Source organism: Mesorhizobium shonense (assembly GCF_040545255.1).
Taxonomy (GTDB): Bacteria; Pseudomonadota; Alphaproteobacteria; order Rhizobiales; family Rhizobiaceae; genus Mesorhizobium; species Mesorhizobium shonense.
On sequence record NZ_JBEPLM010000007.1, the window covers coordinates 37,271 to 60,191 of the forward strand.

General features: G+C 60.7%; 18 protein-coding genes and 2 pseudogenes. 8 read left to right on the forward strand and 12 right to left on the reverse strand.

Going from position 1 to position 22,921, the window contains the following annotated elements; translation table 11 throughout:
- Window positions 1–7: 7 nt before the first annotated feature.
- The gene (locus tag ABID26_RS18805) at window positions 8–697 is read left to right on the forward strand and encodes an aquaporin (protein WP_354416036.1); all 690 of its coding nucleotides are present in this window, start codon (window positions 8–10) and stop codon (window positions 695–697) included.
- Between the two features lie 81 nt (window positions 698–778).
- On the opposite strand, the gene ABID26_RS18810 is transcribed toward ABID26_RS18805, so the two are convergent.
- The 3 genes from ABID26_RS18810 to ABID26_RS18820 form a co-directional block, all read right to left on the reverse strand.
- On the reverse strand, window positions 779–2,866 hold the full coding sequence (locus ABID26_RS18810) for a sigma-54-dependent Fis family transcriptional regulator (protein ID WP_354416037.1): 2,088 nt from the start codon (window positions 2,864–2,866) through the stop codon (window positions 779–781).
- 72 nt (window positions 2,867–2,938) lie between these two features.
- Complete coding sequence (locus tag ABID26_RS18815; protein ID WP_292301984.1) at window positions 2,939–3,412, reverse strand: hypothetical protein; 474 nt, start codon at window positions 3,410–3,412, stop codon at window positions 2,939–2,941.
- Between the two features lie 179 nt (window positions 3,413–3,591).
- Window positions 3,592–3,897, reverse strand: coding sequence for a ribbon-helix-helix domain-containing protein (locus tag ABID26_RS18820; protein WP_292301997.1), 306 nt, complete (start codon window positions 3,895–3,897; stop codon window positions 3,592–3,594).
- Window positions 3,898–4,114: 217 nt separating this feature from the next.
- On the opposite strand from ABID26_RS18820, the gene ABID26_RS18825 reads away from it, so the two are divergent.
- The 4 genes and pseudogenes from ABID26_RS18825 (at window position 4,115) to ABID26_RS18840 (ending at window position 7,814) form a co-directional block, all read left to right on the forward strand.
- A complete protein-coding gene (locus tag ABID26_RS18825; protein WP_292374023.1) occupies window positions 4,115–4,510 on the forward strand; it encodes a VOC family protein in 396 nt (131 codons plus the stop codon).
- Between the two features lie 306 nt (window positions 4,511–4,816).
- A pseudogene (locus ABID26_RS18830) lies at window positions 4,817–5,093 on the forward strand (cell division protein FtsZ); the annotation flags it as partial.
- Between the two features lie 615 nt (window positions 5,094–5,708).
- Window positions 5,709–6,616, forward strand: a pseudogene (locus ABID26_RS18835) (tyrosine-type recombinase/integrase).
- A gap of 4 nt (window positions 6,617–6,620) precedes the next feature.
- On the forward strand, window positions 6,621–7,814 hold the full coding sequence (locus ABID26_RS18840) for an IS91 family transposase (protein WP_435528585.1): 1,194 nt from the start codon (window positions 6,621–6,623) through the stop codon (window positions 7,812–7,814).
- Window positions 7,815–8,399: 585 nt separating this feature from the next.
- Here ABID26_RS18840 and ABID26_RS18845 read toward each other — a convergent pair.
- Window positions 8,400–10,445 (reverse strand): family 16 glycosylhydrolase, encoded by a 2,046-nt coding sequence (locus tag ABID26_RS18845; RefSeq protein WP_292374025.1) that lies wholly within the window; start codon window positions 10,443–10,445, stop codon window positions 8,400–8,402.
- A 675-nt stretch (window positions 10,446–11,120) separates the two neighbouring features.
- Between ABID26_RS18845 and ABID26_RS18850 the strand changes: the two genes are divergently transcribed.
- Genes ABID26_RS18850 through ABID26_RS18860 form a run of 3 tightly spaced genes read left to right on the forward strand, consistent with a single transcriptional unit; the run spans window position 11,121 to window position 14,345 of the window.
- Complete coding sequence (locus ABID26_RS18850; protein WP_354416038.1) at window positions 11,121–12,053, forward strand: ABC transporter permease; 933 nt, start codon at window positions 11,121–11,123, stop codon at window positions 12,051–12,053.
- A gap of 3 nt (window positions 12,054–12,056) precedes the next feature.
- Entirely contained in the window at window positions 12,057–13,289 is a 1,233-nt protein-coding gene (locus tag ABID26_RS18855; protein ID WP_292374029.1) for an ABC transporter ATP-binding protein, read from the forward strand.
- A 12-nt stretch (window positions 13,290–13,301) separates the two neighbouring features.
- Complete coding sequence (locus ABID26_RS18860; protein WP_354416039.1) at window positions 13,302–14,345, forward strand: polysaccharide pyruvyl transferase family protein; 1,044 nt, start codon at window positions 13,302–13,304, stop codon at window positions 14,343–14,345.
- A 42-nt stretch (window positions 14,346–14,387) separates the two neighbouring features.
- Here the strand turns inward: ABID26_RS18860 and ABID26_RS18865 are convergent, their stop codons facing one another.
- Genes ABID26_RS18865 through ABID26_RS18900 form a run of 8 tightly spaced genes read right to left on the reverse strand, consistent with a single transcriptional unit; the run spans window position 14,388 to window position 22,872 of the window.
- Window positions 14,388–15,353 carry a glycosyltransferase gene (locus ABID26_RS18865; protein ID WP_292374035.1) on the reverse strand — a complete coding sequence of 322 codons (966 nt, stop codon included), beginning with the start codon at window positions 15,351–15,353 and terminating at the stop codon, window positions 14,388–14,390.
- A complete protein-coding gene (locus ABID26_RS18870; protein WP_292301967.1) occupies window positions 15,332–16,228 on the reverse strand; it encodes a glycosyltransferase family 2 protein in 897 nt (298 codons plus the stop codon). Before ABID26_RS18870 ends, ABID26_RS18865 begins: the two co-directional genes overlap by 22 nt.
- Window positions 16,221–17,222, reverse strand: coding sequence for a polysaccharide deacetylase family protein (locus tag ABID26_RS18875; RefSeq protein WP_292374037.1), 1,002 nt, complete (start codon window positions 17,220–17,222; stop codon window positions 16,221–16,223). Before ABID26_RS18875 ends, ABID26_RS18870 begins: the two co-directional genes overlap by 8 nt.
- Window positions 17,219–18,781 (reverse strand): glycosyltransferase, encoded by a 1,563-nt coding sequence (locus tag ABID26_RS18880; protein ID WP_292301964.1) that lies wholly within the window; start codon window positions 18,779–18,781, stop codon window positions 17,219–17,221. Before ABID26_RS18880 ends, ABID26_RS18875 begins: the two co-directional genes overlap by 4 nt.
- A complete protein-coding gene (locus ABID26_RS18885; RefSeq protein WP_292301962.1) occupies window positions 18,778–19,875 on the reverse strand; it encodes an NAD-dependent epimerase/dehydratase family protein in 1,098 nt (365 codons plus the stop codon). The genes ABID26_RS18880 and ABID26_RS18885 overlap by 4 nt, the downstream gene beginning before the upstream one ends.
- Entirely contained in the window at window positions 19,872–20,972 is a 1,101-nt protein-coding gene (locus tag ABID26_RS18890) for a Gfo/Idh/MocA family protein (RefSeq protein WP_292374039.1), read from the reverse strand. Before ABID26_RS18890 ends, ABID26_RS18885 begins: the two co-directional genes overlap by 4 nt.
- Entirely contained in the window at window positions 20,960–21,943 is a 984-nt protein-coding gene (locus ABID26_RS18895) for a glycosyltransferase family 2 protein (RefSeq protein WP_292374041.1), read from the reverse strand. Before ABID26_RS18895 ends, ABID26_RS18890 begins: the two co-directional genes overlap by 13 nt.
- Window positions 21,940–22,872, reverse strand: a complete 933-nt coding sequence (locus ABID26_RS18900; RefSeq protein WP_292301957.1) for a glycosyltransferase family 2 protein — start codon at window positions 22,870–22,872, stop codon at window positions 21,940–21,942. Before ABID26_RS18900 ends, ABID26_RS18895 begins: the two co-directional genes overlap by 4 nt.
- Window positions 22,873–22,921 lie beyond the last annotated feature (49 nt).

Consider the following 22,921-nt stretch of genomic DNA (forward strand, 5'->3'; position numbering starts at 1 on the left):
GAAAAATATGAACAAATACATCTGTGAATTCGTCGGCACCTTCGCGCTGGTCTTCTTTGGCTGCGCGACGGTTCTATTCATGCGCTCCGAAATCGGCTTGCTCGGAGTCGCCATGGCCTTCGGCCTGTCGGTGGTGGCGATGGCCTACGCCATCGGACCGATCTCAGGCGCGCATCTCAATCCGGCGGTGAGCCTCGGCGTCTTCGTTTCCGGCCGGATGAAAGCAAATGACCTCGTCGGGTATGTCGTCGCGCAATGCCTTGGGGCGATCGTGGCGTCGGCAGCGCTCTACGTGATGGCGCAGGGCAAGGGTGGTGGCTATGACGTGGCCGCGAATGGTTTTGCACAGAACGGCTGGTCTGCCTATTCGGCGACTTCTGCGTTCCTGTTCGAAGCCGTCGCCACATTCCTCTTTCTGCTCGTCATCCTGCGCGCCACCGCCGAAGGCGGCGCGGGCGCTCTGGCGGGCCTGGCGATCGGACTGACGCTGGTCATGATCCACCTCGCCGGCATTGCTGTGTCAGGATCCTCGGTCAATCCGGCGCGCTCGCTCGGGCCTGCTTTGTTTGCCGGTGGAACCGCGCTGTCGCAGCTCTGGCTCTATATCCTGGCCCCTTGTCTTGGCGCCGCCGCAGCCGGGCTGGCGCAGCGCGCAGGTGTGATCGGCGCCGGCGAAACGGTGCCGCAGCCGGCCTGACCGGCTGCCGCCTGCGGCTCCCTTTTGGCTGAAATCCTACCAACCCATGGCGCGAATGCCATGGGTTCTCTTTTCCGCTCGTTAAACGAACTCACGTCGGATGCCGTATTGCTCGAGCTTGCGGTAGAGCGTCGGCCGAGAGATGCCGAGCCGCTGCGCGACCCGGCTGAGATTGCCGCCCTCCGCGGCCAGCGCATTTTTCAATGCCTGCCGTTCCGCCTCGGCGAGTGTGCCTTCAGGCACCTCCGGCGAAATGACCGCATTGTCGCTCGACTTCGCGCTTTGTCCGGAAGCGGGGGCCGTGATTTCCTCGGGAAGATCGTGAAGTCCGATATCGCGGCCGCGCGCCAGGACATGCAGACGCCCGACAAGGTTCTTCAGCTCGCGCACATTGCCCGGCCAACGATACGCGAGCAGCGCGGCAAGCGCTTCGTGCGAGAACTCCAGCGGCTCCTCGCCTGAGGCTGCGGCGATCTTCTGATTGAAATGTTCTACGAGCAGAAGCACATCCTCGCCGCGGTCACGCAACGGCGGCACCGTGATCGAGACCGCGCCAATTCGGTAATAGAGGTCGCGGCGGAAGCGGCCCGCGGCGACTTCCTCCTTGAGGTCGCGATTGGTCGAGGCGACCAGCCGGACGTCCACGGGTCGGCCTCGGCTTTCGCCGATGCGATGGACTATGCGTTCTTCCAGGACGCGCAGCAGGAACGGCTGGATCTCGAGCGGCATTTCGCCGATTTCGTCGAGGCTCAGCACGCCACCATTGGCAAGCTCGAAAACGCCGGGCTTGCCGTCGCGCGAGGCGCCGGTGAAGGCGCCGCCGACGTGGCCGAACAACTCGCTGCCGAACAATTCCTTTGTGATGGCGCCACAATTCATCGCGATGAACGGATCGTTTGCCGTGCGCCGGCTGCCGGCATGGACAAGGCGAGCAAACAGCTCCTTGCCAACGCCGGTCTCCCCTTCGACCAGCAGCGAGGCGACGCTGTTCGAGCGGGCGACGCGACAGGCGACATCGACGGCAGTAAGCAGCGCCTCGCTTTCGCCGACGATCATGGCGGCCGCGTCCTGGAGGTGCTTGTCCGCTTCCCGGTGGATCACGGTCACGCTGGAGACTGCAGACGCCGACGGGAACACGAGCGCCGCGCCGCGCAGATCGCCGTCGAGCTTGAGCGGCGTGATGTGGCAGGAACGCAGATGGGCCGGCAGCGCCCTGGCGATATCGGCCTCCGAACCGGAGGACGGAAGGTTCATCAGCCAGCGCCCACGGCCAGCCTCAATCCGGCCGTCCGTCTTTTCAGTGGCTTCGCCATCGGGCACGTTGTTGCGGAAGATGGCGCGGCCGCGATGATCGAGGATCACCAACCCGTCTTTCCGGCGGTAGCTGGAAGCCGAGGAGATGAAAGCCTCGAGCAGGCGCGTTCGTTGCTCCGCCTGCTGCTCGGCCAATGCCTTTTCGATCTGCCGGGCCGTTGCGGCGACCAGAGCGGTGTTATGCGGCCGGAAGATCGGCGAGTAGCCCGACAGGTCGACGACACCGATGATCTTGCCGTCGAGCGGATCGCGGATCGGCGCACCGGCGCAGGTCCAGGACTTGATGCCGGCGCAGAAATGCTCCGCCGCATGAACGAAAGTCGGCTCCCCGGTCCACAGTGCCGTACCGATGCCATTGGTTCCGACAGCGCCCTCGTTCCATTTGCCGCCGATGGCGAGGTGGATATCCATGCCGTTATGCAGCGTCTTCTTGTCGCCGATAGCGTCGATCAGCACGCCGTCGCTGTCGGCAAGAACCAGCATTGCGCCTGTACCCTCCAGCAGCTGGCCGATGGAGGCGAAAGACCGGCGCGCCGCCGCGAGCAGTTCGGCATTGGCCCGGGTCAGAAATTCGATCTCGTCGCGATCGCTGTTCAGCGGGGCTTCATGCCCTTGCGCGTTGATGCCGCCGGTTGCGCTGCGATACCAGGAGTCGTGAATGAGCGAGCGGACGTGGCTTGGCTTGATTGGGTCGCGGGCACATTTGGGTTCGTCGGCCAGAAAATCTTCCCAGGCGCGCATGGTGGCGCGCTCGTCATAATCGATGTTGCCCAGAACCATTTGCCTGCCGGCTAACGGCGCCCGCGCCGGAAGAGCATCGATCTTCATCTGACTGGGACCCGGATCGCGTTTCATACAGTCATCACGAAACCTTTGAGGCGTGCAATTGCTGTCTCTTGTCGCCGATCGGACGTGGCGTCCAATCGGTTAGCCGATGCCAAGTTTAACGCCGATGTCGCCGGCAAGCTGTTCTTCGGAGTAGGCGCTGGTGAGGCGTATCCCGTCCATGTCGGCAAGCTTGGCGGCAACGGTTTCGTCGACCGGCGCGAAGTAGCCATTCTGCTTGGTCGCCAGCACGAAAATCTGTTCCCCGTCGCGATCGCGTATATCGCCTATGTGATGAAGCTGGCGGCCCGTGTTCTGATCCTTCGAGACCACGCGACCGTTGATGCTGACATGGACAGAGGGCCTGGCTTCCGATGCCGACACCGGGCCACCACCAACGTGGATGATAAGGCCCTCCGCTTTTGGCTGCCGGCGTGGCTTTTTGGAAGCTGAATAACCGCCAGCGCTGAGCTGGTCGGCAAGGCGGACGATGGTGGAGCGGTTTTGCTCGATCAGTCGTTTGACCTGTACGTCCTCGCGCCGCGGGCCATCCCGCTTTGAGATGATCTCGACCATGAATCCTCCCAGATTCGTTGGCAGTGCTGCTACGGCAATTTTTCTTCGTTGCAGCGAACCTTACACTGCCACAGTCGGGTCCGCCATTCATATTAGATAGCGCCGAAATTGGCGCCGTTGGTAGCAGGTGGCTGCTACACGGGAATTTCCAGCATTCGTACGTTTGAGCAATTCCCGTATCAGGCCGCCTTGTTGGCCCATTCCGGGGGTTCGCTGTTCAACGGGTGCCTGTCGCGCAGGTAGAGCGCGCATGTGGTGCGCAGCATCGAGGCAAAGTTCGGGATATGGCCGTTAATCTCGATCGCTTCATCGTAAAGCGTCGAGAGGAATTTCGGCGCCGTCATCCCCTGTCCATGGGCGATCTCGTCCAATAGCGTCCAAAAAGTGGCCTCGAGCTGGATGCTCGTCGAATGGCCGCCTATTCGAACTGAGCGATTGATTAACCTATATCCTTCCGGATCTTGCCCGGCAAAGACCTTACACATGCGAAGACCTCCCGTTTGATGTTTGGTTTTCGGGCGAAGACCTTCCAGGTCCATTGTCCGGGATGATACCAACCCGGTGCGCATTTTCCCCTCAATTTGTAGTGACTGCAATCGGATCTTGGTCGCAGCCTGAAAGCCTCTCGACGTGGTAACCGGCTGCTACCCCTTTTGCAGCGGTCGGCGGTATTCCAGACCACACGCTAGGCGGGAGGCTTCTTTGGCGAAAGCAATACATTCGATGATCCGGGTGGCCGACGAGGGCCTATCGGTCAGTTTCTACAAAAGCGCATTCGGATTCGATGTTGCGGACCGGTTGGATTTCGACACGTTCACATTGGTTTATCTGCGTGGTGCAGAATCCGATTTCGAGCTTGAACTGACGATCAACAAGGGCAGGAGCGACCGCTATGCGCTTGGCGAAGGCTATGGCCACTTGGCCTTTTGTGTCGACGACCTCGAGGCCGAACACAAGCGTTTGGCTGCTGCGGGCCTCAATCCGCGAAAAATTGTCGAATTCAACCGAGAAGGCGCGCTGCTTGCGCGGTTCTTTTTCTTGGCAGACCCAGACGGCTATCAGATCGAAGTGCTGCAGCGTCTTGGACGCTATCAATAGGGGCGCTGCGCTCCTGAGCTAAGCGTCCAATTCTAATCAGATTCACGCGCTTGAAGCTTTCCAAATCAGGGCGGAGAAGCTGGTTCTGGGCGTGCCCAGCTCCCGGCCCGCCGACGGTCGAATCAATTCAGCGCTTTGGATGTGATCGTTGAGAGTTCAATTCAACGGATTTGACGCTCTGGGGCCTGTCTCATGTAACCGTTGTTCCGGCCATGGAGGACGCCAAACATGTGGCCCGAAGCTTCCAGTTGTTGGTAGGCGTTGCGCTTGCACAGAAGTTCGGGGGACCTTGCAGGGAGGCGCCTGGGTCAGGCCTCCGGCGAAGGCCGTGCAAGGTCGGCAGCCGAGGCTGCGATCGCCGATCCGCTCCTCGACGAAGCCTCCACGACAGGCGCCAAGGGCCTCGATCTGCGGCGGCATGGACATGACACTGTTCGAGGTCGATGAAGCCGCGACACGGATAAGGGAAGAGGTCGACGCCGATGCCGACATCATCGTCGGCGCCATCTTCGACGAGGCACTGGCGGGAAAGTTCCGTGTGTCGGTCGTCGCAACGGGCCTGCGCAAGAGCGTGGACGTGGCACAGCTAGAGCAAAGGACCGCATGAAGTCGCGGCGATCCCTGACGCGGGTGCCCTGATGGCATGGTAGCCGGGAAGCCTACGTCCACGCGAAAGAAGGCTTGCTGTTTCGCGGGGGAGGGCAGCTAGAAATGGATGTCTGCGAACGCTGAGGTCAGTTCGTCGTCATCATGCGGTTGCAGAGGATTTAGTAACTCCGACGATTCTTGCTCAGCCTGCATCGGCAACGCCTTGGCTGATGCCGCTTCTGGCGCTTCAAATTACTCTCCGTTCTGGTCATTCGGTTCGCCAGACGATACGAGAGAATACGAGAGAAAGGGGCTGGCGAACCATCCGCTAACATATTGTTTTTCCGTAGAAAACGATGACCCTCAGCGACTAACATAATCGTTATCCCTTCAATAGGTTACGAAGCAGTTCGCCAAAATCGATTCAAGAAGCCGTTCCAGCCACTCGCCCATCCCTTTTGTCTTCTGCGGAATGGCAGCTTTGCGCCTCTTGCACTAACCCGCTTCGCGGGAGGGGCGCCTCGTTCTGAGATCGCGCGACAGGCATTGGTCTTGAGCGGATAGAAGCTGCGATCTGACCATGGAGTTCCTTCAACGAGAGGAACTTGCCATGGATACCCTGTCGACCGATGCACCGATCACGCCACTTCGCCAGCGCATGCAGCAAGACATGCTCATGCGGGGCCTAGGCTCCCATACCCAGCAGGACTACGTTCGTCACGTCCGGCGCGCTTCGCAGCCTTCCTCCGACGCTCTCCCGATACTGCGACGCCCGAGGACATCCGCCGCTTCCAGCTGTATCAGCATGAGAACGGCGTCGGGCCTGCGACCATCAACGGCGCGGTCTCGGCGTTGCGGTTCCTGTTCCTGGTGACGCTGAAGCGGCGGGATCTGGCCCGTGTGTTGGTGATCATGCGCCATCCACGCAAGCTGCCGGACGTGCTGAGCGTGGAGGAAGCGGCGCGGCTGCTCGAAGCAGCACCTGGCATCAAGTACAAGGCCGCGCTCGGTGTCGCCTATGGCGCGGGACTGCGCGTATCGGAGGTCGCGCATCTCAAGGTCGACGACATCGACTCGACACGCATGCTGATCCGCGTCGAACAGGGCAAAGGACGCAAGGATCGCAACGCCATGCTCTCGCCGCAACTGCTCGAACTGCTGCGGCTGTGGTGGCGCGAAGGCAGGCGTCGCGGGGTGATGCTTCCGCATGGCTGGCTATTCCCGGGGCGCAGTTGCACCGATCCGATCTCGTCGCGGCAGCTCCATCGCGCGGTTCAGGAAGCCGCCGAAGTCGCCGGCATCCGCAAGCGCGTCAGCCCGCATACGCTGCGGCACAGCTTCGCCACCCACCTGCTCGAGCAAGACGTCGACATCCGCGTCATCCAGGTGCTGCTCGGGCACAGCAAGCTCGAAACGACAGCGCTCTACACCAAGGTCTCGACCCGGGCGATCCACGCGGTCGCAGGGCCGCTCGACCGGCTGATGGCGCTGATGGAGGATAAGTCGCCTCCCGGCTGAACCGGTGAGGGCGGACCTGGAGGTTGCCGATATCTTCCGTGCTGCCGGCCCCGGATACCGGGTCGCCCATGCAGGGCATCTGAGCCAACAGCAGCTCAAGGTGATGTCGGCGATCGAGAACTGCCGCACCGCGGCCCTTGGCGGGCATGTCGAGGCCTGCGAGGACTGCGGCCAGTGGCGCATCGCCTACAACAGCTGCCGCAACCGGCACTGTCCCAAGTGCCAAGGTGCGGCCGCACGTACATGGCTCGCCGAGCGTGAAGCCGACCTGCTGCCGGTCGGCTACTTCCACGTCGTGTTCACGCTGCCCACCGAGGTCGCCGACGTCGCCTTCCAGAACAAGGCGCTGGTCTACGACCTGCTGTTCCGCGCGGCATCGGAGACGATGCTGACGATAGCAGCGGACCCCCAGCATCTCGGCGCGCGCATCGGCATCACTGCCGTGCTCCACACATGGGGCTCGGCAATGACGCACCATCCCCATGTCCACATGATCGTGCCGGGCGGCGGCATCGCGCTCGACGGGAAGCGCTGGGTCTCCTCGCGCCCGGCCTTCCTTCTTCCGGTGAAGGTGCTCGGCAAGCTCTTTCGCCGCCTGTTCCTCACCCGGCTGCTCACGCTGCACGACGCTGGGCGGCTCGCCTTCTTCGGATCGATGGCGCACCTCGCCGAGCGACGGGCCTTCCTACGCCACCTGGCGCCGGTCCGGAAGAAGCGCTGGGTGGTCTACGTCAAGCCGCCGTTCGCCGGTCCGGAGGCGGTGCTCGCCTATCTGTCGCGTTACACCCACCGGGTCGCGATCTCGAACCGCCGTCTGATCTGCTTCGACGAGAACGGGGTTACCTTCCGCTACAAGGATTATCGTCGCCCTGACGCCGACCGCCAGCGTGTTATGACGCTCGCGACCAACGAGTTCATCCGCCGCTTCCTGCTCCATGTCCTGCCACGCGGCTTCCATCGCATCCGTCACTACGGCCTGCTCGCAGGCGGCTCTCGCAAGGACTGCCTCGCGCTCGCCCGTCAACTGCTCGCGGCCGCGCCTCCCGTCACGAACGATCCCCCGGCGGAACCAGACGACTTCCGCCCGCCGTGCCCGTGCTGCGGCGGTCGTATGATCGTCATCGAGGTGTTCGAACGCTGCAGGCAGCCGCGCGGACCGCCGAGCCAAACAGCAAAAAACCGGGAGAACGCTCCCTGACCCGGCATGGCCCGCTTCCTCGCACGACCGCGCCACGCCGGCGCGGGTCAATGGGAAGGCATGCGCGCATCGCTATGGCGCCGGTCATCAGGCACGTGAAGCCCGTCGGCATCACCGCAAGAAGCTCTCCGACCTGGCCCAGAAGCCGCATGCTCGACCAGCCACCAGCGCCCCATGCGGACGTCAGCGACAGACGCTGGCACACCCCGAGACACAAATCCCCATAGCTCACCGCCTGCTGCCCGCGGGTTCCTGCATGAGAGGCTTTCGTACGCCTGACGGCACCCGAAACCCTTCAGCATGTCGGTCATTCCGACCGACTTGACCGCCTACCACAAGCGGACATTGCTGATGCCACGCTGAGGTCGCGGTTGCGCCAACAGCTGACGTGCGAGGCGACATCTGTGAATGCCCGGTGCCGATGATGCCAAGCGGTCGTTCGTTCTCCACCAGGCGAACCGTCTCTTAGTCTAGAGCAGCGCTCGAAAAAGTGGTCACCGGCTTTTCGAACAAAGCGATGCGCAAACAAGAAGTTACAGCGGTGCGCGTGATCTCGTTTTCACGCGCACCGCTGTAGGCGCCGGATCAGATCACGAAAAAATCGTCGGCGAGCAGCGTCGGCCAGTTCGTCAGCGTCGCGAGCTGTGTCACGCCACCTGCTGCAATTCCGTTGGAATCGTAGAACAACTCACCCGTAACCTTGTTATAGATGATGTGGTCGTCGGCGTCGTGGGCGCTGGTTCCAGCGAAGAAGTAGTCTGGGTCGAGGGCTCCGGTGGCTCCAAGCGCCTGCATTACCGAATTCTGGAGCATGAATGTATCGGCCGTATGGTTGAAATCCGTGATAATGTCGCGGTTGGCCACTGAGAGCGGCGCGCTGAAAACGAAGGAATCGTTGCCGGCGCCACCAGTAAGCTGGTCAATACCCAGGCCGCCCGTTAGTGCATCGTTGCCACCCCGCCCAAGCACGGTATCATTGCCTCGGCCGCCGTCCAGTTTATTGTCGCTGTCGTTGCCGTCGAGCACGTTGTCGAGGGAATTTCCCGTGGCTCCGACGTTGGCGTTTCCGGTCAGACGCAGATTTTCTACCAGCCGGCCGTCGGCCGCCAGTGAGTACGTGACCGAGCTGAAAATCTGGTCGAGGCCCGCTTCGTCGACGACGTTGTCCAGTACATTGTCCACATAATAGGTATCGTTGCCGGAACCGCCATTCAACAGGTCGGCCCCGGTCCCGCCATCGAGCCGGTCCGCGCCATCATAGCCAAATAACCGGTTGTTCCCATTGTTCCCGGTCAGCTCGTTGTCGGAAGAATTGCCTTGGGCGTTGATGTTGGCGAGGCCCATGAGAGTCAGATTTTCGACATGGCTGGGCAGTGAATAGGTGATCGAGCTGAATACCTGGTCGCTGCCCGCCGCGTCGCCCTCGACCACGCGGTCGAGCGCATTGTCAACATAGTAGGTATCGTTGCCGGCGCCGCCCTCCATCTTGTCGATTCCGACTCCGCCGTCGAGCCGATCGGCTCCGGCGCCGCCCAGCAGGGCGTCGTCGCCGGACAAACCGGAGAGCAGGTTCCTGCCGGCGTTGCCGACCAGCGTGTTGTCGAGTTCGTTACCCATCGCGTCGATGTCGGCAACGCCGGTGAGCGTGAGCTGCTCTATTTGCTGGCTGGACAGCGAATACGTCATCGAGGTGATGACCAGATCGATGCCGGCGCCGGCAGACTCAATGACTACGTCGAATGCGTTGTCGACGCGGTAGGTATCGTTGCCGCGACCGCCGGACATTTTGTCGGCACCAGCTCCCCCGTCCAGAACGTCATCAAAATTGCCGCCGTTCAGGACATCCGCCGCATCCGTCCCGGTCAGGTGCTGCTCCATCACGTCCGGCGCGGCATAGGCGCGCACGTAGTCGATGACCATCTTGTACGTGCCGGACGCCTGCTCGACCTCTTTGGGATTCATGGCCAGCGAGACCAGCATATAAAGTGGCGTGCGGAAGGACTCGCTCATTGGAAAGCGACTCAGCTCCTTGCCGTCATAGTACACGGTGATCCAGTCCGTCGTGATCCTCGCGCCGTAGGTGTGAAACGCCCCGTCAAACATCGAACCGGCGAGGCCCGTATAGTTGCCTTTCGAAGCGTGGCTTTCCTTATTGCTCAAGTGCACCGCCTGGTGATGACCATCGGGATCGCCGCCATACGCTTCAACGATGTCGACCTCGACGCGTGGCACAGTCTGATCGGGCGACAGCATCCAGAAAGCCGGCCAGGCTCCCGCCCCGCCGTCAAAGGCGGCGCGCATCTCGAAGTACCCGTACTCTTGCGCGAAACCCTGGCCGGCGCTGTTGACCGTTTGCATCGTTCCCGACTGCCAGCCGCCGTCCACCTGCTTCATGGTAATGGTCAGCTGCCCGTCAGAGACGGAGAACGGGTTCGTTGCTCCCTCCGGCGACATGAACGTGGCGGCCCCATAGGGGGCATGCACAGGCGCGAACCACTTGCCGGTGCCGTTGTTCGGCACGACATCCATTGTGTTGAACTCGTCGGAAAAGGAGAGCTTGAAACTGGAGAGGTTCAGCTCCGATCCTTTGTACTGTCCGGTCCAATCGCCAGGAAGAGCAATCGCAGCCATTGATGGGGTCCTCGTTCTCGCAACACTTTCGCGGTTGACCCCCCACCAAGGCTTAATCGTGTAGTGGACACCCATTCCGCCGCAAATGGGGTCAGTACGTCATAGGACTCCTCCCAGGATATTCCCAGGACTTGCAATGTTCGTCCTAAGGCGACCTTCACCGTAGGCATACGTTTGTCAACATTTGTTTAATTCGATACTCGACTGTGGCGGAGGCGGCCTTCGGTCGGGGTATCAAGAGGCTCACGGGCGTCTCGCCAATGGGGTGGCGCGACGGTCGGCGCAGATAGCATGGCCGAACGTCCGTTTTCTCAAGCCGATTCGGACCTGCAATCTCGCCTCCGGAATGACCATTAGGGGTCAGGTCACGACGATGCCCCAGCCGGCCTGAATGTCGGCTCTTGAAGATCCACAGTTCAAAACTGCCGGTCAGCTTCCGGCCCAAAAGGCGACATCCGACATTTGCTCTGCAAAGTCCGTTTCTGGCGCCTCTGCGACGTTCGCTGGCACCCCAAGGTGGCAGGCTCCATCGCGCTGTCCGCAGCAGTCGACAACCAAAACAACAGGGAATGCGCGCACGCAGCAGACATCGCGTTTCAGAAACGTTCCGACAAAGATGTCGACGCTGCGGGCCGGGGCTGATCGGCCGCGTGGCGAGGAAGACTTACGGCACGCGTGACTGCAGGGCCGAAAGTCTTGATTGCACTGCGCACAAAAGTAGGCGTCAATGGGCCGTCAAGGAAGGAAGGACGCGCCACCGCAGTGTTGGTACCGACAGACCTGCAACCTGCAGCTGTTGAGACAGTGATCGATCCGTCCCGCAGGCGGCGGCTGATCGACCCTTCCGAGCTTTGGCGATATCGGGAGGTTGTGTTCTTCCTGGCCTGGCGCGATTTCAAGGTTAAATACCGCCAGACTTATCTGGGTGTGCTTTGGGCAATGTTGCAGCCGCTCGTTGCCATGTCGGTCTTTAGCGTCTTCTTTGGCCGACTCGTAGGCATCTCATCAAATGGCGCGCCATACCCACTGTTTGTACTGTGTGGGCTCGTGCCATGGAATTTTTTTTCGCGAGCGGTTGGCAGCATGACGGTCAGTCTTGTCAGCAACCAGGAACTGGTTAGCCGCGTCTATTTCCCGCGTCTGATCATCCCCATGTCCGCTATGGCCACGTGCCTGACTGATATGATAGTCGGCCTCGCTCTTTTGTTCGCCGCGCTGCTTGCATTTGGAAGCTGGCCGGCACCGCAGGTGTTCTTCCTGCCATTGTTCGTGCTCGTCATGGCAGCGTCGGCGACGGGGCTTGGAGTGGCACTATCTGCGATCAATGTCCGCTTTCGCGATGTGGCGTATCTCGTGCCATTCAGCCTCCAGATCGTTCTGTTCATGACCCCTGTTGTCTATCCGGGCAATCTCGTGCCCCAATTCTGGCGGCCGCTCTACAGCCTGAACCCTATGGTCGGGATAGTCGAAGCCGTGCGCTGGAGCGTGCTGGGCACGCCCGCCGATTGGGTAATGATCTCGATATCCACCCTCTCCTCACTGGCCCTTCTCGTTGCCGGACTGGCTATTTTCTCAAAGTCCGAACGCGCGTTTCCGGATCTGATCTAAGCAATGACCGACACAGTGATTCAAGCCACCAATATCTCCAAGGCCTATAGACTGGGCGTGGCGAACGACAGCTTCCCTACCCTGCGGGACGCACTGGCCAGCGGCGCGAGGCGAGGCCTTCGCTGGAGGCCCGATTTGGCCCGGCGCAACGGTGGAGACGAACGGTTCTGGGCCTTGAGGGACGTCTCCTTCGAGGTGCGCGCAGGCGAAGTCCTTGCCGTGATCGGACCCAACGGCGCGGGAAAGAGCACCATCCTCAAGATACTGGCCCGGATTGTGGAGCCGACTTCCGGTCGCGTCACAATACGCGGACGGCTGGGAGCTTTGCTGGAAGTCGGCACGGGGTTCCATGCGGAGTTGACCGGCCGCGAGAACATCTATCTCAACGGAGCGATACTCGGCATGCGGCGCGCCGAGATTGCCGCCAAACTCCACGAAATCGTGGACTTCTCCGGCGTGGAGCAGTTTCTCGACACGCCTGTGAAGCGCTATTCCAGCGGCATGTACTTGCGGCTCGCCTTTGCCGTGGCGGCGCATGTCGAGCCCGACATCCTTGTCGTAGACGAGGTGTTGGCGGTCGGCGATGCGGCATTCCAGAAGAAGTGCATCGGCAAGGTGGGGCAGATCGCGCGGACTGGCCGCACGGTCGTCTTCGTCAGCCACCAGTTGTCCGTGGTCCAGAAACTCTGCAACCGGGCGATCCTTATCGGCGACGGCACGATCAAGGCAGACGGCCCCACTGCAAAAGTGATCGAAACTTACCTTGGGATGATCACGGACCAGGCCGTAGAGGATCTCGCCATCCGCGCGGTCCGCTCCGGTCGCGGGCAGGTTCGTTTGACTGCGATCGAGATCGAAGGCGATGCGGGCGCCTTGACCTCCGGCCAGCGCGCTTGGTTTCGCTTTCGTGCCGCTGGCGACCAGTCGCTGGTCGATTGTTCTTTCACAATCTACGACGAGTTCGGTGTTGCCGTGACCTCATTCGACTCAGCCGTGCATTCTGACGGCGAGCTCGTCGGCGACAGTTTTGTCTGCGAGTTCCAATCCTTCCTGCTGCGTCCCGGCCGCTATCGCATCAATGCCGCGCTGACATCGCGGGAGGGTGTGCTTGAGGATCACGTCGAGGGTGCGGCGACTTTCGATGTGCAGTCGGGTGTCCTCGGCGGGCGACTGGTCAATGCAGAACCAGGGTACGGTAGCATGACGATGCCCCACCACTGGACCAGGGGAGCGTAGACCGGGATATCGATGAAGATACTGGTGGCCGGCTGGTTCAGTTTCGCACGCGGGCATGCAACGGCCGGTGACCTGTTGTCGCGCGACGTTCTTTGCCGATGGCTCGACGAACGATCCATCGCCTACAATCTGGCGACCGATCCGCCCTTTGCCGGGGGCTTGAACTGGCGACTGGTCGATCCTGCCGACTATTCCCACGTGATCTTCGTTTGCGGTCCGTTTGGCCGCGGCGAATTTGAAGCGGAATTTCTCGGGCATTTCGCGAGATGCCGGCTTATCGGGCTGAACTTGTCGATGGACCTCCCGTTGGACGAATGGAACCCGTTCGATCTGCTGATCGAGCGTGACAGTTCAGCTGGAACCAATCCGGATATAGTCTTCGCCGCGCGGCAGGAACTCCCTCCGGTCGTCGGCGTCTGCTTCGTCGAGGAGCATCCGGGCGCCGAAGTCGCTCGCGCCAACGCGGCGATCGCGAAACTGATCGCAGTTCGCGAACTTGCTGTCGTTGGCATCGACACGCGTCTCGATGTCAATGAGGGTGGTCTGCGCACCCCCGGAGAAGTCGAAGCGCTGATCGCGCGGGTAGACGTCCTTATTACGACGCGCCTACACGGCCTCGTCCTTGCCCTGAAGAACGGGGTGCCCGCACTTGCAATCGATACGGTGCCGGGCAGTGGCAAGATCACCAAGCAATGCACACGGGTAGGGTGGCCGAGCGTGCTCACGCTGGACCAGATCGACGAGCGGCAATTAGCGCAGGCGCTGGATTTCGCATTGAGCCCGGAGGCAAGGCGGTTGGCCCGAGCGTGCGCGTCGGGCACCGAGAATCTCCTGCTTCAAACCCGCGAGCGGCTGTTGAACAGCTTGGCTTCTGACCAGGTCGAGGCCTCGTTCCGCTCCCGTCAATTGCCCGAGCAAATGGAAGCGTTCAGGGCCGGCCTTCAGCCAGTCGGCGATTTGCCAGCCGAACGGAACGATGTAGAGACGCCGAGCATGGCCAAGTCGTGGAGACGCAGGATTGTCCGGGGAGCTTTCACCATGCTTCGTCGTGGATGAATGAGCCTCGGGGCGATCGCTGACGCACTCACCACTTGGCGGTCACGATCTGCTTGCGGTCCCGTTCATCAACCGGTAGAGGCGAGCAAGTTTTCGTGCAAAGCGATGACGAAGCCGCGCGAGCCGCATTGCGGCTTTCAATGACAACCGATCGGCCTTGTTTCGAAGGGTCGGCTCGCGGGTGTAAGGCGATCGCGCGAGGCGAATTGCGCGATCGAGCTTCGGGTTCCTTACGCCGCTTTTGACAACGTATTCGGCGAGCCAGTCGAGAAAGGGTGCGCGGGCCGGATGCGAGCCCATGCCGTCATAAAGGCCACGCTTGGCCGCATCCGCCGACACCGAGCCGGAGTGCTGCCGGTAACGCGAAAGACAGATTGGTGTGACATAGGCCGGGTAGCGCAAAAGCAGCTTAACCCACAGCACCTGGTCCTCGTAGAGTCGGAACTGTTCCTCAAAGCCGGCGACAAGTTCGATGGCACTCCGGCGCACCAACACGGAACAGGTACAGGGGACGTGGCCGTCCTGCATCAGCAGGAGTCGGCTCAATAGGTGCGGGGGTTGATGCAAACGTCCGGCGAGCCCGTCCGTCGGCTCGATCCAGTCGGGGCGCTCACCGTCTGGATACCACCATCTGGTTGGCCCGAAGATCATTGCGGCTTCCGGGTTGGCATCAGCAGCGGCAAGGACCGTCTCGAGCATCCGCGGTTCGTACAGATCGTCTGCATCCAGGAAGGCGAGCATATCTCCGCTGCCGGCCGCTATTCCGGCATTCCTCGCTGCCGCCGCGCCACGCTTGGATCCGGGAGGCCTGTTCAATACCTTGATCCGAGGATCGGTTGCTACAACGTCATTGGCGATCCTTACACTGTCATCCGTCGAGCCATCGTCGACCAGCAAAAGTTCCCAGTCCGCAACTGTCTGGGCTTGGACGCTAGAGATCGCTTCGCCCAGAAATGCCTCCGCATTGAGGAAGGGGGTTATGATCGTCACTCGCGGCAGGGAAGCCATTGCCGAAGCCATCTCTTGATACTTCGCTCGCTCACCTTGCGGGTCTCGCGCGCAAGCGCTTTCCAGATTGCTGCACGAATGCGGAAAGAGGCGCCCCTATCCGCCATCGTGCGATTTAGCCATTTGAGAAACGTGATACGCGCGGCCCCCTCGGTGCCTGCCTCTGCGCAAGCAACAGAGCAACTTTCAGAATGCTGGCGGTATTTTGCCCAGGCCCGGCCGGACACATACGCGGGCGCGAATGCGAGCGCCTTGGCAAAGAACGTCTGGTCCTCGAACATCAAGCGAAAGCTGTTCTCGAACCCCCCAAGCGTTTCGAATAAGCTTGCACGCATCAGGGCATTGCAAGTTGTCGGTGTCTGGACCTCGTTCTGAAGCAGCAGCTCAAACAGCAGGGGCGGCTCGTATCGGGCGTCTGGTTCGACGCCGAGCGGGTAGTAAAAGTCCGCGCGGTCGGCAGCCTCTTGCCAGCTATGCCAGATCAGAGTCCGGCCATAGATCATGCCTAGCGCCGGATCGCTTTCCATAATGGAGACTTGTTCGGAAAGCTTTTCGGGCAGCCATGTATCGTCTGCGTCGAGAAACGCGACATAGGCGCCGCGCGCCTCCGCCAGCCCACGGTTGCGCGAGGCACTGATACCATGATTGCGGTTGTCGTGATGAGACAATAGCCGCACCTTGCCCGGCAGGCGCTGCTCATAGTCGCGTATGATGACGGCTGACTGGTCGGTCGAACCGTCGTCGACAACGAGAAGTTCCCAGTCGGTCAGGCTTTGGCCTATAATGCTGTCAGCCGCTTCCCGGAGGTATCTCTCGCCGTTGAACACGACGATGATTGCCGTGACGCGCGGCTGTCCGGGTGCATTGTCAGCCATGGCACAGTACCCTACGCCGGAAATCAACCTCTCCCCAATCAGCAACCATGAGGCGCGGCAATCGGAAAGGGTCGACTTTGGACCCAACTTCGCGCGGCAGGGTGGTTACCGCATAGTCCATGCCAGCAGATCTTACCGCATTGGCGGTGCTGTCATCAAAGTCTCCAAAGGGGTACGCGAATCCCACCACCCGCCGTCCTGTAATCTCCTCGCATTGTTTGCGGCTGCCAGAGATCTCGCGTTCAAGATCGTCCTGTTTCAGCAGCGGCAAAGATGGATGCGTGCAGGTGTGAGCGCCGATCGAAACGCCATCGGTGTCGGCGAGCTGGCGCAACTCCTGATGCGTCATGGCGCGATCGCTCTTTCGGGGACCGGCGTCGGTTCGGGCCCATCTTGCCAGCCGCTCCAGCGCCTTCTCGCGTTCCTGTACCTGCAACGGCTTCAGCAGTGCGTGCAAGTCGAAATGGAGCCTCGTGCGGTTGACCGCGTTGCCGGATTGCGCGTGCATAGCGTCCCCCGTCACCCGCCAATCATAGTTTCGGCCTGCGAATTCGATCGCCAGACTGTCCGGGAGGGCAGTCGTCTCCAAAATGATGCGAGATAGAATATCCCACCAGAATACCGCCGGATCGGTAATCGCAGTCGTGGTGACGAAGACGGTGGCAAGACAGTTCATCCGTCGCATGATCGGCACCGCAGTTTGAAGGACATCCGCATAGCCGTCGTCGAAGGTGATTGCCGCGGCATTTCTCGGCGGCCGTCCGTCGCAAAGCCGTTGCACCAGCCATTGCAGGGGAACGATATCGCGCGTCTCTCCCAGGATTTCGATCTGGCGCGCAAAATTTTGCGGCGAGACTGAAAGTTGCCAAGGGTCGACGAGCGGTTCTCCGATGCGATGGTACATCAACACCACTGGCCGATTGAAATGGGCAATTAATCGGCTCCACTGCAGGAATTTGCTGGCAGTTTGACGCATCGCGATGGCGCCGCTCATCGCCTGAAAGCTCGCGCGGCGGCTATCACCGGACAATTGGGGTCATGCACGTCGAGCATGGCCGAATCCAGCTCATGTTCTGCCAAGCCGTAGAGAAAGCCCGTAGCCGAATACGGGTTTCCGTAGTGGCTGACTTCGACGTTCTTGGCTCCGAACCTGTCCGACAGAAGCCGGCGCAGCGCGGCAGGCGTTATCGACCAGAACCAACTGTCGCCCCATTCTCCCCGGTCAATCGGACTGACCCAGGGCACTGTGACCAGGAGCACACCCCCCGGCTTCAATATCCGCCACAGGGTTGCAACCGCAGCAGGCATATCGAAAAGGAGGTGCAGGGTCTGGGTGAGCACGATGCAGTCAAAGGCTTCGGACGGCAGACCGTCGCCTTTCGCCAGATCGCCCACGAAGGTGGTCGACGGGTGGCCGTCATAACGGTTCAGAACGTCACTTGTGGTAACCCGGCTACCTCCAAAACGTATCGTATAGGCATTGTCGCCGATCTCCAGAACCCTTCCGGATATGTTCGACGAACAGGAGGCGAGGAATGTCTCGATATAGCGGCGGTCGACTGGCCTGCCGCGATCAAAACCGAACTCGGCGCTGAAGGGTGCTGTGCGCTGGAGATCACCGAACCAGACAATCGAGCGGTGCCGACTTGACCAGCGCCTGAAGCGACGCCGAAGCATCATGGCGGTCTGCAATGGCGCTACAAGCGAAACGGCAATCGTGTTGCCGAGTTGATCGGCGAGTGAAGAACGCAACCGAAGCGCGGTTGCGACCTGTCTCAGTTGCATGTCCGTATAATAGCACTTCCATTTTTCGACACCCTGACGGTGGGCGGCCGCCCAATCCGGATTGGTCTGCGCGATGTCCCGCTGCCGGCGAAGGACCTTCAGCGCCGCGCGCAACATCATCGGATTGTTGTTCGACATATTCGTTGCGTGCCGACGGTAATCCGCCAGGCATTCCGGAGTGCAGGCCACCTTGTTCGCCCGAGATAGCCGAAGGTAGACGTCGTAGTCCTCGCAAGCCCGAAGTGACCGGTCAAATCCGCCGGCAGCTTCCAATGTCCTGCGGCGATAGAGTACCGTCGCGTGCATTCCAATCAGGTTGTCGGTCAGGAATCCCGCATAGGGGTCCTGGCCCGCCGGCCTCAGCGGCACATTGTTCCTGATTGCACCGGTCTCGTCGATGTCGCGGAAGGCGCCGTAGACAAACGCGTAATTCGGATTGTCGCGAAACAAGGCAAGATTGGTGGCGAGCGCCATCGGGCGCAGCCTGTCGTCGGCATCCAGGAAGGCAATGAATTCGCCGCAGGCTGCCGTCATCCCCGTGTTACGTGCAGCGGCCAAACCTTGGTTTTTTTGGCGGATGTAGCGGACGTCCTCATATTGACGAACAACACTTTCGGGATTGTCCGACGACCCATCGTCCACAACGATGATCTCATCCGGCTTTACGGTCTGATTGCGGACGCTGTCGATGGCTTCGGCAAGGAACCGCGCATGATTGTAGGTTGTGATGACAACTGAAACGCTGACTGCAGCCGGGCTGGTGGTCATCTCTCGCCGGCTCCGTTTCGACAGGTCGGGTAGCCGGCAAAGGTCAACCAGCCGACCGAACGCCGACATGCTTCCTCGAAGCTGACAGCCGGCTGATATCCGAGTTCATGTTCAGCCTTGCGCCATGGAAGTTTCGTCCGGCACTGGTGCAAAAGCGCACGCTCCTGCGATACCAGGATCGCTGGGCCCATGATCGTGCCGGTCGCATTTTGTCCTGCCTTCTGCCACTCGGCAAAGCCTGCCTTCAGTCCGCTGCGAACAGGTCTTGGCAGGCTTCGGACAAGCCGCCGATATCCTTGGCTTTCCTTCAGCCTTTGTTTCCAGCTCGGAGCAAATGACAATGGCGCCGATGCCGAAATCGCGGTCAGGTCGAACCCCAGCGCCTCGGCGATCGGTCGGCAAAGATCTGCCCAACTGATCTCCTCCCGGTCTCCGATCAGATAGGTTCGCCCAGACGCCTCGGGCACTTCAATGGCAAGCTTGATCGCCTGAATGACATTGTCGACATAGGCGCTGTTGCAAATACCACGACCACCATCCACCAGGTAGGCGGAACCGTTGATGAGCTCGTCGGCAAAACCACCGGTCCAACTGGAACGTGGACCAAAGACAATTCCGGGCCGCAGCACCACCACCTGCACCGCGCCGTCGCGTGACAGTTGCCCGAGATGGCGTTCGGCATGAACCTTCGCATTGTTGTATTCAATCGGCTGATCGCCATGCAGCGCGCTCATTTCGTCCGTCCCAGGTGCGGGCGATTGGCCATGAACGGAAGCGCTGCTAAGATAGACCAGACGAAGCACGCCGGCAGCGGCGGCTGCACGATAGACGGGCTCGATAGCATCGACGATCGTGCGTGTGTCGCCGGCAACTGCATGTACGACGTACTGACAACCCGCAAAAGCTGCTGTGAGAGCCTGTATATCACGCGCATCCGCCAGCATAGCGTCAATCGCAAAGCGAGACAGACTGGCGAAAGCATCCGGCCTGCGAACGATCGGCCTCACATTCGCCCAGCCGGAAAGATACAGCAACTCTACGGTGCGGCAACCTATGAAGCCGTTGGCGCCAAGCACTGCAACGGTGTTGGTCATTGCTTGGTCCTGGCGCGAGCAGCGACGTTGCGCAATTCTTCCGGACCGAGCCAGGGCATTTCCATCAGTTTCCTTCTGGCATAGCATCCTTCGACCAGATCTAGCACATTGCGGCCAGCACTGGCCGGCACGGAGAGCGGAGCCCCATTTCGGACCGCATCCACCAAGCCCGAGATCTGATCGCAAAATGCATCGACAAAATCGCGCGACGGGCCGTCGGCATTGGTGAAGGAAACGACGCCTGTGGTGCGACTTCCATTCAAGGCGACGTTCACAATCTCGGTCTCATTGACTGTCCATGAAATCGAGCCACGTTCGCCCTCAAGCCGGTACAGATTCGGGCGAGCCCAATCGCGGCTCAACCTGACCGTCGCTTCGAAGCCGCCAAAACGGAGCCGGACAAGGCAGTTCGCCTCGACGCCGCCCATTGCGTCATCGGCGTAGTGGATTTCGTCGGGTTCTCCGAACCACCAGGTCAGGAGGTCAAGGCAATGCGTGCCGATATCTTGAAGGACGCCACCACCGGATTCCGCGCAGCTGAAGTAGGTCGTCGAAGCCACCGGCCACTGGAAGGGGCCGCCCTCAAAACAACTGACGCTTCGTAGGCGTCCGATCAATCCGCCCTCCAGCATCGCCTTTATCGACCGCGTCGCCGGGAACTGCCTTCTGACGAGCCCCGTTGCCACATGAAGATCATTGGCCGCCGCTGCCGCGAGGATGCGATCCGCGTCGGAGCTGCTCGCGGCCAGCGGTTTTTCGCACAGAACATTGACCCCGGCTTTTAACGCCTGTGTCGACTGATCAGCGTGATAAGCAGGTGGCGAAGCGATGATCGCAATATCGGCGTGCATAGCCAAAAGGCCGTCGAAACTGCCTGCAACCTTGGCCGAAGGCAGTCGCGCCTGAACGAGTGCGGCCTGCTTTGCATCTGGATCGAATATTCCCGCGACGGCAATCTGGCCTCTGCTTTGAAGCCGCGAAAGCGCTTCCGCATAGTAAAGCTTTGTGACGGCGCCGCATCCGGCCAAAACGAGCCGGACCGGTTCATCTTCCCGCAATCCTTCAGGCCGCTGCTCGGTTTCAACTAGGATGGACAATCTTGCCTCTCCGCAACGAGCCGCAGCATACGACCAATTGTCTTGAGTGATGGATCGAAGCGGAACGCTTCGCTCATCTGCGCCAAGCATCCAGCCCAGTCGCCGGCGCCGAACAGTCGCCGCGCAGTTTCGAGGGCGCTTAGCGCATAGGTCCGCCGAGCCGATGCTGCGACATCGTCCGCAAGCTCGGTTGGAAGATAGGTCTTGAAAATATCGATCGCCATTCGCGTGTAGGCCATGTCCTCGGCATTTCGGATATGGCGTCCTGTGTTCGATTGGGGATGCATCCGATAAAGTGCAAGGGCCTGCGGTTCGTACCAGACAGGAAACTGAGAAGCGATGCGGACCCACATCTCCCAGTCTTCACTGCATTTTAGCCGCCGGTCGAACGCGCCGAGTTCTTCGTAGACCGCGCGCCGCACCACGATTGATGGCGTCATGATGTGCTGTTCCAGCGCCAGTCGAATCGCCGCATTCTCGAGCCGTCCGGGGCTTGACTGCATTACGGGCGGGATCGACAGCTCCTGCCCCTGGCCGTCTATGAAGATCGCCCGGCAGAATGCGGCGCCCGTACTCGGGTCCGCATCGAAGCCTCGTCCGAGCAATTCGTAGAAGCCGGGGCGGATGGCGTCGTCGCCGTGCAGGAGATGTACAAGTTCACCCTGGGCACGATCCAAGCAGGTATGGAAGTTGCCGATATGCCCTAGATTTTGCGGCTGGTGGAAAAAACCAACGCGGTTCCCACCGATTTCGTTCAAGACCCTCTGCGGGTCATCGGAGGAACAGTCGTCAACCACCTCGATTTGCATTTGAGCCGGGCCCGGGTCCTGCGCCAGCACACTTTCCAGCGTTGCGGCAAGAAAGCTGGCGCAGTTATAGGCGGGGATCATCACCGACCATTTCGGGCGAGCGGCCTCCCGTGGCAACGGCGAGATCGGATCGCGATATTCGAAGTCGCGGACCGTCGTCATCTCTTGCGCACCGAGGACTTCAGCAGATGCAGCCCCAACCTGGCAATGTCGCGTTTGGGCATGCCACGTCCGATGCCACCGCCGCGAAGGCTCCGCAGGAAGCACGATCTGGCGGATGGCAAATCTCCTTCTGCCAGATACCGCATTGACCATTCATAGAAGTAGCGGGAGCAGCCGCCACGCGCAGAATTTGCCCCTTGCGTATCCATGACCTGCGCCATGCGACGGTAGAATCCTTCGATCGCATCCAGTTTAAGTCGGCTTGGCAGTGCCGACACCAGTCCGCCCGGATGCAGCCGGTAGACACCTGCTACCTCGTCAACAAAAGCGATATCGGCTGTCTTTGCGCAAAGCACATAGAGCGGCCAGTCAGTAATCGGAAAGAAATCAGCATACCACGACGGCACGTTTCGAACGCACGCGGTTCGCATCATGCCAGCACAAGTTGCGAAAGGATTGCCTTCCCAGATATCCCGTTGCGAGACGATGGGTTTCTGGTCCGCCGGCGTCCACCGTGTCGATGTGACCTCATCGCCGTCTGCTACGACTGCATTATAGAATATTGCGGAGAGTTCCGGGTGCACGTCGAGATGGCTCGCCTGATCTTTCAGCTTGGTCCTGGATGTCCACAGGTCGTCGCCGTCGAGAATCGAGACGTAGCGCCCACGCGCCACCCGGAGTCCTCTTGCGACGACTTCGTTCGATCTCACATTACTGGTGGAAAAGATCGCCGCCAGCCTTTCAGGATGGTCGGAAACATATCGCTCGACAATCTCCCGGGTACCGTCGGTCGAAAAGTCTTCACTGATCAGTATCTCGACACCGAAATCGGCCTCTTGCATGAGAGCGCTGTCGATTGCGGCCGCCACGTAGCGTGCGTGATTGTAAGTGACAATAAGGACAGTCACGCGAGCCGTTGATTCATTCACCTTCCGCTCCGCAATGCAGGCCGCCCGGCTTCTCAATGACGCCGACAAT

Coding starts and splice junctions, on each gene's coding strand:
- ABID26_RS18805 (WP_354416036.1), top strand. CDS start 8: ATGAACAAATACATCTGTGAATTCGTCGGCACCTTCGCGCTGGTCTTC.
- ABID26_RS18810 (WP_354416037.1), bottom strand. CDS start 2,866: ATGAAACGCGATCCGGGTCCCAGTCAGATGAAGATCGATGCTCTTCCG.
- ABID26_RS18815 (WP_292301984.1), bottom strand. CDS start 3,412: ATGGTCGAGATCATCTCAAAGCGGGATGGCCCGCGGCGCGAGGACGTA.
- ABID26_RS18820 (WP_292301997.1), bottom strand. CDS start 3,897: ATGTGTAAGGTCTTTGCCGGGCAAGATCCGGAAGGATATAGGTTAATC.
- ABID26_RS18845 (WP_292374025.1), bottom strand. CDS start 10,445: ATGGCTGCGATTGCTCTTCCTGGCGATTGGACCGGACAGTACAAAGGA.
- ABID26_RS18855 (WP_292374029.1), top strand. CDS start 12,057: ATGACCGACACAGTGATTCAAGCCACCAATATCTCCAAGGCCTATAGA.
- ABID26_RS18860 (WP_354416039.1), top strand. CDS start 13,302: ATGAAGATACTGGTGGCCGGCTGGTTCAGTTTCGCACGCGGGCATGCA.
- ABID26_RS18865 (WP_292374035.1), bottom strand. CDS start 15,353: ATGGCTTCCCTGCCGCGAGTGACGATCATAACCCCCTTCCTCAATGCG.
- ABID26_RS18870 (WP_292301967.1), bottom strand. CDS start 16,228: ATGGCTGACAATGCACCCGGACAGCCGCGCGTCACGGCAATCATCGTC.
- ABID26_RS18875 (WP_292374037.1), bottom strand. CDS start 17,222: ATGAGCGGCGCCATCGCGATGCGTCAAACTGCCAGCAAATTCCTGCAG.
- ABID26_RS18880 (WP_292301964.1), bottom strand. CDS start 18,781: ATGACCACCAGCCCGGCTGCAGTCAGCGTTTCAGTTGTCATCACAACC.
- ABID26_RS18885 (WP_292301962.1), bottom strand. CDS start 19,875: ATGACCAACACCGTTGCAGTGCTTGGCGCCAACGGCTTCATAGGTTGC.
- ABID26_RS18895 (WP_292374041.1), bottom strand. CDS start 21,943: ATGACGACGGTCCGCGACTTCGAATATCGCGATCCGATCTCGCCGTTG.